10 protein-coding genes are annotated in these 11,046 nt (G+C 69.4%); 1 reads left to right on the top strand and 9 read right to left on the bottom strand.

Annotated elements, in window-relative coordinates; translation table 11 throughout:
* Window positions 1-388: 388 nt before the first annotated feature.
* Entirely contained in the window at window positions 389-817 is a 429-nt protein-coding gene (locus tag FVE89_RS24415) for a hypothetical protein (RefSeq protein WP_246731166.1), read from the top strand.
* 19 nt (window positions 818-836) lie between these two features.
* On the opposite strand, the gene FVE89_RS24410 is transcribed toward FVE89_RS24415, so the two are convergent.
* From FVE89_RS24410 to FVE89_RS24370, 9 genes are all read right to left on the bottom strand, one after another.
* Window positions 837-1,382 carry a transglycosylase SLT domain-containing protein gene (locus tag FVE89_RS24410; protein WP_161392788.1) on the bottom strand — a complete coding sequence of 182 codons (546 nt, stop codon included), beginning with the start codon at window positions 1,380-1,382 and terminating at the stop codon, window positions 837-839.
* A complete protein-coding gene (locus FVE89_RS31705) occupies window positions 1,342-2,943 on the bottom strand; it encodes a flagellar hook-length control protein FliK (RefSeq protein WP_161392787.1) in 1,602 nt (533 codons plus the stop codon). Before FVE89_RS31705 ends, FVE89_RS24410 begins: the two co-directional genes overlap by 41 nt.
* Window positions 2,940-4,274 carry a chemotaxis protein gene (locus tag FVE89_RS24400; RefSeq protein WP_161392786.1) on the bottom strand — a complete coding sequence of 445 codons (1,335 nt, stop codon included), beginning with the start codon at window positions 4,272-4,274 and terminating at the stop codon, window positions 2,940-2,942. Before FVE89_RS24400 ends, FVE89_RS31705 begins: the two co-directional genes overlap by 4 nt.
* A complete protein-coding gene (locus tag FVE89_RS24395) occupies window positions 4,271-5,572 on the bottom strand; it encodes a MotB family protein (RefSeq protein ID WP_161392785.1) in 1,302 nt (433 codons plus the stop codon). Before FVE89_RS24395 ends, FVE89_RS24400 begins: the two co-directional genes overlap by 4 nt.
* 2 nt (window positions 5,573-5,574) lie before the next feature.
* Window positions 5,575-6,213 (bottom strand): hypothetical protein, encoded by a 639-nt coding sequence (locus tag FVE89_RS24390; protein ID WP_161392784.1) that lies wholly within the window; start codon window positions 6,211-6,213, stop codon window positions 5,575-5,577.
* Entirely contained in the window at window positions 6,213-7,892 is a 1,680-nt protein-coding gene (gene fliF / locus FVE89_RS24385) for a flagellar basal-body MS-ring/collar protein FliF (RefSeq protein WP_161392783.1), read from the bottom strand. Before fliF ends, FVE89_RS24390 begins: the two co-directional genes overlap by 1 nt.
* Window positions 7,893-8,059: 167 nt before the next feature.
* Complete coding sequence (locus FVE89_RS24380; RefSeq protein ID WP_161392782.1) at window positions 8,060-9,277, bottom strand: flagellin; 1,218 nt, start codon at window positions 9,275-9,277, stop codon at window positions 8,060-8,062.
* Between the two features lie 278 nt (window positions 9,278-9,555).
* Window positions 9,556-10,293, bottom strand: a complete 738-nt coding sequence (gene fliP / locus FVE89_RS24375) for a flagellar type III secretion system pore protein FliP (protein ID WP_161392781.1) — start codon at window positions 10,291-10,293, stop codon at window positions 9,556-9,558.
* 53 nt (window positions 10,294-10,346) lie between these two features.
* A complete protein-coding gene (locus FVE89_RS24370; RefSeq protein WP_161392780.1) occupies window positions 10,347-10,826 on the bottom strand; it encodes a flagellar basal body-associated FliL family protein in 480 nt (159 codons plus the stop codon).
* Between the last annotated feature and the right edge of the window lie 220 nt (window positions 10,827-11,046).

Raw genomic sequence — 11,046 nt, 5'->3', positions numbered from 1 at the left:
CCAGGCCGCAAAACGGCCGCCTGGAATCACAAAACCACAAACCTTGCAATAGCTTGGTTCGGTTCACACCCTAGGGCGCTCCGAGCCGAACGCGACAGCGAAGCCGGCGTCCGAACATGCGGCGTGGCCCGGGTTCCGAGCCGCGCCCGCGCGGGTCGTCCGACGGCCCAGGGCGGGCGGCCTGATCGCCCGGCGCCGGAAACATCCCGCTGGCGAATACCGGCCGGTCCGGCGGTACTTCGTCCGGAAACCCGGATTGACTTCCCGGCGCCGGGTTGATGATCTCGGAGAGCGCGGTGAAACTGTTGATTGTTCCAGCCGGCCGAACGCACCGCATTTACACGGGGGCATAACGGCCTAGCTTGGCGGCAGAAACGACCCGCGAGTCATGGATGTCGTACCGATGATCGCCGACCGGGCCGCTCTTGCCGGCACGCTGCTCCTGCTGAGCATCGCGCCCTCGGCGGCCCAATTGCGTCGCCCCTTGACGTGCACGGAGGACGCATCGGTCGCTCTCGCGGCGCCCGGCCTACCGGACGGAGCGAAGCCGCCGCAGCCGCTCAAGGCCCGCACCTTCTCCCTCGTCTCCAGCGGCGGCCTGCTCACCGTGATCTCGGCCGGGCGTTCGGACTATTACGAGTGTCAGCCCGCGTCGCCGCGGCTGAACGAGCGCTCGCCGCGCAACACGATCAAGTGCCAGAACGGCGTCTACTTCCTCCTGATCGACCTCAACAAGCTGAACTTCGTCGAGGCGCAGCTGAACCCGGAGGACCGCACGGAGGTCAAGGTCAGTTCCGGAAGCTGTCGGGGCCTGTGATCGCGACGCCCGGCTATGCTCATCGGCAGAACCGGGCCGCCGCCGGTGTCCATTGCCCGAAGCCCGTCGCGACCATGTTGGTCATCACCCGGCAGATATAGACCTTCTGCGCCGCGTTGTTGTTCGGTCCGGCATGGTAGCGCGCCACCGCCAGGGTCCAGCTGCCCTCCCGCTGCTTCAGCTCCTTGAGGAACTGGGTCGCGTATTCGACATTCGCGTGCGGGTCGATCATGGCCTCGACCGAGCCGAACTTGGCGCCATGGTAAAGGTGGTTGATCTGCATGCAGCCGAGATCGATCAGGCGCGCCCCCTTGCGGCGCGCCTCCCTGAAATGGGCGATCACGTCCCCTGGCCCGGTCCCGAAATAGGCCGTGCCCTCGATATTCATGGCGTAGGGCTGCAGAGAGCCGCGCTTGCCCGTCTCCGTGAGGCCGACGGCGTAGAGCACGCCCAGGGGCACGCCGTAGCGCGCGGAGGCCCGGCCCATCTCGGCCTCGCAGACATTCGCTGCGGCCGGGACCGCGCTACAGATAAACGCCGCCGTCGCGAGGACGTGTCGTTTCATCCCCCCGCTCTCCCTCCCGTCTGCCGGCGGCCGCACCCTGCTCCGCCTGTCGCTGCCTGTCGCCACCCTGGCCCGGGCGGGCGCCCCCGTCGGAGGAGCCGGACTGTCCCTGCGACGGCGCGTTGCCGGAGAAGCCACCCGTATCGGACGGGCGAGCCTCGCCGACGGTGACCTGAGCCTGGTAGTTGGCCTGCTTCAGCAGATCGCTGAGGATTGCGGCGTCCCTGTGCAGGAGGGCCGCCGTCTCGGGTTGCGAGGCGCGCAGATGCGTTTCGAGTTGGCCGTTCGTGAGGCGCAACTCCACCGTGACGGTCCCGAGATCCTCCGGCCTGAGCTGGATCCTGAGGACGCGCAGCGGCCCGTCCGGGGCGGTCCGGATCGCCTGATCGGTCTGGGGAGCCCGCGCCGCCGCGTCGGGGCCGGCTGTCCGGTCGAGCTCGTCCCGGATGGCCGTCGCGATCGTCGGCAGGGTACCGGCGGGCAGGCCCGGCCCGGCCCCGGCCAGACCCGCGGGGTCGGGGGATTGCGCCTTCTCGGGCCGACCGGCGGAGGCGAGGACCGCCCGGGCGATCCCCGTGACCGCGCGGGTGTCGGTGAGGCCGGCTCGAGCAATCCCCGTGACTGCGCGGGAATCGGCGAGGGCGGTGAGGTCGGCCTTGTCCAGCCCGGCGCCGGCCGCCCGGGCCTCCACGCCGGATGCCCGGGCCTCCACGCCGGATGCCGGCTGGGACTGACTCGGCGGTTGGCTGGGAGCGGGCACGCTCAGCGTCGCGGTCGCCAGCTTCGGCGATCCGGTCGGATTCGCTCGAGGCGCGGCGGCGATCGGGTCCGGCAGACTCACCTGGATGGGCGGAGACGCAGCCGCCTTGGGGCCCGGTGGAACCGGTGCCGAGGCCGCAAGGGCGGAGGATGCGGATTCGCGCGTCGCCACCTGCGGGAGGACCGGCTTGAAGTGAACCGCACTGCCCAGCACCGTGACCTTGGGCAGGCTGGTCAAGGACGTGCCTGCCAGATCCGCTGCGTCGGTCCGCGACGCGGCTTGGCGGGCCGCGTTCGTCACCCCGAGGTCGGGTTCGCCCTGCGTGAGCGGTCCGGATCCCGCCGTCGAGGCCGGCGCGGATGCGTTGGAACGGAGCGCGGGACCTCCGTCCGCGGCGCCGACTCCACCTGCGACCGACCCTGTGGCAGCCGGCGGGGCGCCCGCCGCGGGAGCCGAAGGCGCGAGCGCATTCAGGATATTGGCCAGGATCGCCGCTGCCGCGTTGGTGGGATCGGCGGCCGGCGGGGCCGCCGGGAGCCCCGGGGTCGCCGGGAGCCCCTGGACCGCCTGCGCGGCCTCGCCCTGCCCGGGCGTCCCGTCATCCGGCTCGTCCGCTTGGCGTCCACCGGTATCGGCCCGGGCGCCGGCAGGCTTCCCCGAGGCCGCCCGCAGGGCATGCGCGAAGCCGCCCTTGGTGCCCTTGTCCGGCGGGCTCGCGCCGTCGGCCTCCGGCTGCGACGGCGCCACCTCCCGGTCGGGCTGCGGCGCCGGCTTCTGAAGTGTGGCGGAGATCGCGGTCACGGGTTCGCTTTCCTGAGGAGCAGATCGATGCGATCGATCGTGGCCTGGGCCCGGGGGATCAGCTTGGCGGGTTCGTCGGCGGCGTCCGCGGCGGCCTGGGCCGGCTTCGGCCCGGCGGTCTCGGCCTCTGGCAGGCCGGGCTTGCTCGGGAGCCCCCGCCGGATCTCCTCGGCGGTCGCCAGCGCCGTCTCGAGGAGGCGGCTGTCGCGCGGCGGCAGCTGGGCGCGGTCGATGGCCCGCAGCGTCCGCAGCCCGGACTGGAACGTCGCCAGATTCACGATCTCGGCCGCGGCCCGGTAAAGCCGCGCCTGGGTCGCTTCCAGGCTTGCGGGCGCGCACAGGCCGAGCGCCCGGTCGGCGGCCAGTAAGGCCGAGCCCGCCTTACCCTCTTCGATCGCCGTCCGGGCGATCAGCAGGTACAGCGACTTCCGGCTGTCGGGATCGAGTTCGTCCAGGATCCCGGTGATGACCGGGAAGCGGCCGCCATCCTGGCCGACATCCAGCTTCGTCAACTGATACGCGAGGCGCTGACGAAAATTGCCGGCGTAGATCGAGTGCGGGAAGCGGCGGAGATACTGGACCGCCAAGGCCTTGAATTTGTTCAGGTCATTCGTCTGACCAAGGGTGAAGATCTCCCGGCGCAGGGCGCCCTCCTCCGCCAATGTCCCCGGCAGGAGCAGGCGGACCTGATCGAGCAGGCTGATCGCCCGGATCGGGTTGTCGGTCACGGCGAGCGAGGCCTGCGTCAGGCCGATCGCGCCGGCCAGCGTCGGCGGCAGGGTGGCGATGTCGATATCCTTGAGCAGCCGGCTCGCCTCGGCCTCCCGCCCCTCGACGTAGGCGAGGGCCCCACGCGCGAGCGTCACCTCCGGCTCGCCGAGACCGTCTTGCTTGGTCAGGCGCCGCAGGATGGCCGGTCCGCCGCCGCTGAGCGCGAACACGATGGCGGCCCGCAGATTGTGCGGGTCGGTCCAGACCTCCCGAGCCGCATTCAGGAGATCGCCGTTGATCCGGCCGATCAGCACGAGCTGGCTCTCATGGGCGGTGAGGGAACCGGCGGCGATTCGGTCCTGAAGCAGTTGCAGCGTGCGCACCCACGCCACGGGGCCATCCTTGCGGGGCTGAAACTCCGGGACCGGCGCGGACTCGGCCGGTGCGGACTCGGCCGGCACTGCGCTGGCCGGCGCCGCATCCGGCTGCGCGGAGTGTTCCGCCTGCTGTGCCGGCGCCGCGCCCGGTTCCGTGGCGGCCGGCCCCGGAAACCCCATCGCGAGCAGGCCAAAGAGAACGCCGAGATGGGCGGAGCGGAGAGCCCGCGGGATCAGCCTCATCCCGGTGCCCCCTGGAGGAGGATCTCGATCCGCCGGTTCTCGGGCGCCTTGGGATCCGCCGCGTTGCGCGGCGTCCGATCGGCCGCACCCTCGACGCGCCAGATCCGGCCCTCGCCGATCCCGGCCCGGGTCAGCATGTAGGAGGCCATGTGGGCGCGCGCGGTCGAGAGCCGCCAATTGTCGTAGACCTCCGAGCGGAACGGTCGGCTGTCGGTATGGCCGCGGACGATGATCCGGCCTGGGCGCGTGGCGAGCGCCTTGGCAAGGCGCTCCATGGCCCGCACCATCTCCGGCCGGGGCTCGGCCGAGCCCACTGCGAACATGCTGAAGTTCAGGTCGTCCGTCAGGTTGATCAGGAGCCCGTCCGGCGTCCCCTGGACCTCGACGTGCGGGCCACCCGCGTTGGGCGGAAAGATCTTCGCGATCTCGGCCTTCAGCGCGGCCTGGGCCGCCGCGGAGTCGGGACCCTGGCCGATTCCGTTGGCGGACGCCGCTGCGGCCTTGGCCTCCTCCTTCCCGTCTGCGGGCTTGGCATCGCCCGCCTTGGCATCGCCGGCTTTGGCGTCGGCCGTCTTGCCCTCCGCCGTCTTGCCCTCCGCCGTCTTGCCCTCCACCTTGCCTTCGCCCGCCCTGGTTTCCGCAGCCTTGGCGTCGGTGTCCTTCGCGCCGGGGACCCCGGCGGCGCGGGCATCGGGCAGGGTCCGCTCCGGTGGCGGCGTGATCCCGGTGGATGCGGGCCGGTCGGCCTTCGCGGGCGAGAGGGTGGTCACCTGCCAGTACAGCGGATCGAACGGGTCGCGCGGCGCATCCCCGCCGCGCCGGCCCGGTTGGCCGAGCTCGCCGATCGTGGCGCTCTCCGGTCGGTCCGGATCGGCCTCGGCGGAGAGCGTCGCCAGGACGGAATAGGGATCCTGGAACAGCTCCCGTTCCCGCGCCACCGAGCCCGGCGGCAGGGGCCTGCTCTTGTTCCGGGTCTCGGTCTCGGTTGTGTTCGGTGCCTGGCCCCTCACCGGATCGGCCGAGAGGTTGCCCGAGCTCGGATCCACGGAGGCGGGCTTCGGATCGTTCACGCCCTTCCGGGCCGGCAGGGCCTCGGACAGACTGATCGGGTTGAAGTAGTTGGCGATACTGGTCTTCGTCTCCTCGTTCGAGGCCTTGATGAGCCACAGAACCAGGAACAGGGCCATCAGGGTGGTCATGAAATCGGCCAGGGCGATCTTCCAGACGCCCCCGTGGTGTTCGTGCTCGTCGTTGGCCACGCGGCGGACGATGATGATCTCGGAATGTCCGTCGGGCACGCTCAGCCCTCCTCGATCAGGGCCGCGACGCGCTCACCCCAGGCCCCGAGCCGCGTCTCGACCAGGGTTCCGTTCAGCCGGATCCGCAGGTCGGGACCGCCCTCGGCGGTGACGGCGAAGCGCTCCGGCGGCAGGCCGAGACGGCGCACGAGCGCCGTGACGAGATCCGCCGGTCCGGTCACCGCGACCGTCCCGGCCTGATCGTCCGCCAGCAGGGACGCGAGCGTCGCGTGCAAGTCGCGGATCGCCTCCTGCTGCAGAGCCTCTGCCAGGAACGGACGGAGGACGCGCGCCAGGCTCTGCGCGACGTGCGCCTCCAGCACCCGCGCCTGCTCCGCGATGGCGCCCGCCAGAACCGCCGATTCCGCCTCGACCCAAAGCTGCCGGGCCGCGGCGAGCGCGGCCGCTGCGCTCTCGCGCTCCGCCGCGACGGCGGCCTCCACGGCCTCACGGACCGCCGCCTCCCCCTCCCGGCGACCCTCCGCCCGGGCCGCAGCCGCGATGGCGTCGAGGTCCGGCGGCGGCGGGGGCGACGGCGACGATTCCGCCTCGACGCGCTTGGGCGTCAGCGCCGTGAAGCCGGAGGAGGTGCGTTGGCCGGTGCCCGAGAAGACCGTCCAGACGGGGCGCGAGACCGCCATCACGCGGCCTCTTCGCGGGTGAGCCACTGCTTCAGGATGTTGGCGACCTGCTCCTCATCGAGTTCGACCAGCTGCTCCAGCCTGCGGATCGGCGAGCGGGCCATCTGGTCCGTCAGATCCTCGATGAGGTTGGGCTGCTCTGCCGCCGCCGCCACCGACGCCAGGGCGGCCTGCTCGGCCTGCAGCGCCGCGAGGGCGGCCTCCTCGTCCGGCGTCGCCAGCGCGAGTTCGGTTCCCATCTCGGGCGAGCGCGCCAGGATCGCGTTCACGGCCGGGCGCAGGCCGAACCAGATGAGCAGGCACCCGACGATCAGGATCGTCGCCGCGTTGATCAGGGTGCCGGACTGGCGCATCAGCACCTCGGTGAAGCTCAGGGCCGGGACGGGGGTAAGCGGCTGACCGTCGTTCACGAAGCTGACCGCCGCCACCTTGATCTGGTCGCCCCGCGCCTTGTTGAAGCCCGAGGCCGAGGCCACCAGCTGCTCGATCTCGGTGATCTGCGGCTCGAGCTCGATCTTGGCAGAGTCCTTGGCCGCGTCCTTCGCGCCGTCCTTGGCCGCGCCGGCGAGGGATTCGAGCCGGGTCCGGTTCACCAGCACGGCGACCGACAGGTTCTTGACCGAGTAGCCGTCGCTGACCGTCTGAACCGTCTTCGTGGAAACCTCGAAATTCGACAGCTCCTCCCGGCGCTGGCTCTCGGAATTGGAGCTCTCGTTCCCCGAGGCCTGGACGTTCTGGCCGGGTACGTTCTGCTGCGCGGTGGTCGGCTTCTGCGGCGCGCGGTTCTGCGAACTCTCCGATTCCTTCACGGTCCGTACCGAGCGCTCGACCTTCTGGTCGGGATTGTAGATCGTCTCGTCGGTCTTGGTCTTGTCGGTGTTCAGCCGTGCGACGACGCTGACCTCGAAGTTGTTCGGGCCGAGATAGGGCGTGAGCGTCCGGCGGATGTTGTCCTGGATCTCCCGGTTGATCGTCTGTTCGAGCCCCGCCAGCCGGCCCGCCGGCGCCGTGGTGGCGTCGTCGCCCGCGAGCAGGACGGTCCCGTCGGTGTTGAGCACCGTGACCTTGTCGGGTTTCATGCCGGGGATGGCGGCGGCCACGAGCTGCCGGATGGCGGGGGCGACCGCGGGATCGTTGGCCGGCTCCGTGCGCACCACCACCGAAGCCGTGGCGGGCTGCTGCTCCCGGCGGAACGAGCCGGGATCGGGCATCACGATGTGGACCCGGGCCGCCTTGACGCCCTTGAGCGTCTGGATCGTGCGGGCGAGCTCGCCCTCCAGGGCGCGGACCCGGGTGATGTCCTGCATGAACGAGGTCAGGCCGAGCGAGCCCAGGTCGTTGAACAGCTCGTATCCGGCCTTGCCGCTCTGGGGCAGCCCCTTTTCGGCGAGCAGCATGCGCGCCTGGGCGGTCTGCCCGTAACTCACGAGGAGCGAGGTCCCGTCCGCGCTGACGTCGAAGGGGATGCCGGCATCCTTGAGCACGGCGCCCATCCGGGTGACGTCGTCGCGGTTCAAGCCCGCATAGAGGGTCTCCCGCAGGGGGCGGCTCAGGTAATAGGCGCCCAGGCCCACGGCCAGGAACACGGTCAGCCCGACCAGTCCCAAGGCGATCAGCCGCCGGGGACCGAGCTCGAGAATGTTCTGCCAAAGCTTCTCGAAATGCGCGCGACCGGGCATCGACGGGACTCAGACCTCCACCGTGGGAGCGGGACGCCAGGGTGGCGCATCAATCTTGTGTGGGGATGGTGCCGCCGGAGGCCCGGTGCCACGCAAAAGGCCGCACGCCCGGAGACGCGCGGCCGGCATCCGCCCGGAGGCGGATGCGGTTTGATGAGCGGTAGACCTTAGCCGCGGAACAGGCTGAGGATCTGCTGCGTGCTCTGGTTGGCGATCGACAGGGACTGGACGCCGAGCTGCTGCTGGACCTGAAGGGCCTTCAGCTTGGTCGACTCGTCTTCCATGTCGGCGTCCACCAGGATGCCGATGCTCTTCTCGTTGCCCTTGATCAGGCCGTCGACGAAGTTCGACTGCGTCTGGATCTGGTTCTGCACGGCGCCGAGCTTGGTGGCGACGTTGGTGATGTTGGTGAGAACCTTCTCAGCCAGGTTGACGTAAGCGCGCAGCTTCGACAGGTCCTGGTTCTGGATCGCCGAGATGTCGATGTTGTCGACGCTCAAGGAGTAACCACGGTCGTAGCCGTTCTCATCGGCGCCGACGACGGCATACTTCTTGTTCAGGATGCCGCCCGTGCCGTCGCTGGCGGTCGAGCCGGACGCGCCGGCGCCGGTCGCGTTCTTGATGAGATCGGCGTTCGCGTTCGAGACAGCCGTGGCGAAGGTCTTCTGCGCGTTGGCCCAGGCGTCCTGCGCGTCGCTCCAAGCCTTGACCGCGGTCGCGTCCTTGCTGCTGCCGTTGAAGGTTGCCTGGGCACTGAGGTAGTCTTGTTGAGCCTTGTCGCGGGTCTCGATCGCGCTGCCCGAGCCGCCCGAGGCGCCGGCCGCGTCCGCGTAGGCCGTGCCACCCGCGGCCGCGGCGTCGTAGAGCTTCGTCTCGTCGACGTTGACCGTCACGGTGCCGACCGCGATCTGACCCTGAACGCGGCTGAACGACGCGACGATCTTGCGTTCGGCCGTGTAGTTGCCCGAGCCCGAATCGACCGTGAGCCAGTTTTCACCGTTCGTCGCCGCGCTGGAGGCGATCGTCCGGAGGTCGGTCAGGCGGGCGTTGATTTCGGTCTGCAGCTTGCCGCGCTCGACGTTCGGGTTCAGGGCGGCGGTCAGGCGGTTCTTGATCTCGAGGAACGAGTTCTTGACGGCATCAAGACCCGAGACGGCCGCGTTGACGGTCGCCAGGCCGAGGCCGATGGCGTCCTTCACGGCGCCCAGCGAGCCGTTGTCGGCGCGGATGGTGGTGGCAATCGACCAGTAGGCGGCGTTGTCGGCGGCGGTCGCCACCTTCTGGCCGGTGGAGATGCGATTGCTCGACTGCTCCAGGCTCTGGTTCGTCAGCTTCAGGGTGGTGAGCGCCGTTTGCGCGGCGGTGTTGGTCAACAAGCTCGTCATAAAGATGTCCCTTCATCAATCATGGAAATGGGACATGCCGGATTTTCACCGGCATAGCAGAGCGGCCTCATGCCTTTGATCCGACGTGCCGAGCACGAAGATCAATCTGCTATTGATCAGACAAGCAGAATAGCGACACGCCTGATACCGGCGGCTCGACCTTCTGCGCTCCGACAAGGAGCACATGCAGAATTCCGAAGCCGAAGTCAATGCGTGTCCGAGATTTTGGTTCGCCGGGTATGAATTTTTGAGTCGATGCCTGTCAGATGTTCAAGCGATCAAAAATAAGATTTCACGAGGCCGCTGATGATCATGTTCCATCCATCGATCAGGATGAAGAACAGGATCTTGAAGGGCAGCGAAATGACAGTCGGCGGCAACATCATCATGCCCATCGACATGACGATGATGCCGACGATCATGTCGATGACCAGGAAAGGCAGCGCGATCAGGAAGCCGATCTCGAAGCCGCGCCGCAGCTCGGAGACCATGAAGGCCGGAATCAGCACGCGCAGGTCGGTCCGGCCCCCGTCCGGGGCCTTGGGGAGGTTCGCCGCCGCGATCTCCGCGAAGGTGTCGAGGTCCTTGGGGCGCACATGGGCCAGCATGAAATCCCGGAACGGCGCCGTCACCTTGGCGAAGGCCTCCTCCTCGGTGATCTTGTTCTCGGTCAGCGGGCGGACGCCGTCCTGCCACGCCCGGTCGAAGGTCGGTCCCATGACGTAGAAGGTCATGAACAGCGACAGGCTGATCAGCACGATGTTGGCCGGGGAGCTCTGCAGGCCGAGGCCCGACCGCAGGAATGAGAGCGCGACGACGAACCGGGTGAAGCTCGTCACCATGACGAGAAGGCCCGGCGCGATCGACAGCACCGTCATCAGCGCGACGAGCTGGATCATCCGCCCGCTGATCGACCCGTTCCCGGGCGGCAGCACCTGATCGAGGCTGAAGCCCTGGGCACTCGCGGCCGTGGCGACGAGGAGCAGCAGGCCCGCCAGAGAGACGCGACGCAGCATGGCGAGACCGGTCCTGATGAATCTCGGCACGGCCAAGGGGCCGGCCGGTCGCCCTACTGGACGACGAGCGTTTCGATGAAGAAGTCGCGGGCCTGGCCCTTGCTGCGGACCTGGACCCGTTCGGCCAGATCCTCCCGCAGGTGGCTCAGGCCGCTCGGCCCCTCGATCTGAGCGAGGGACACCGTGTGCAGGTAGCCGAGGATATCCTGTCGGATCTCGGCCGCGGCGACGTCGGGATTGGCGAAGGCCCCGGCCTTCACCACGACCGACGCTTCAAGGCGGACCCAGACGTCGCTGGGGTTCGCCAGATTCGTCACCACCGTACCCAGGCCCTTCACGACGAATCCCGCATCGTAATTGGCCACCGGCTGGACGTGCTCTTCCTCGGCCTTCTTCCGCTCGTCCACGGCCTTCTCGACCCGGGTGATCATGTAGAAGCCGCTCGCGGCGCCGACCCCGATCGCCAGGACCGTGAGGACCGCGAGGAGCAGCAGCCAGCGGCCCTTGCGCGGGGCTTCGGAATCGGATGCCATCGCTTGTCTCCACCTCGAGGCGGAGCCTCTGAGCCTGTGATGTGACCCGCGCTCGCGCGCCGGGGGAGCGGGACGCGGTGAGGGCCGTGTTGCGGCGCGCTCCCCCGCGCCGCGCCGGTGCCAGCGACCAACGCGATCCCGGTTCACCCGGATGAACCGGGTTCCCTAAGGGCTGAAGGCCTTTGGCGGCGTGTCGGTGCGGAGCCCCGACGTCATCGCG

Source organism: Methylobacterium sp. 2A, assembly GCF_009806555.1.
In the GTDB taxonomy this organism is placed as follows: Bacteria; Pseudomonadota; Alphaproteobacteria; order Rhizobiales; family Beijerinckiaceae; genus Methylobacterium.
The sequence above is the reverse complement of the archived record's forward strand: the minus strand, read 5'-3'. Positions and strand labels throughout refer to the sequence as shown.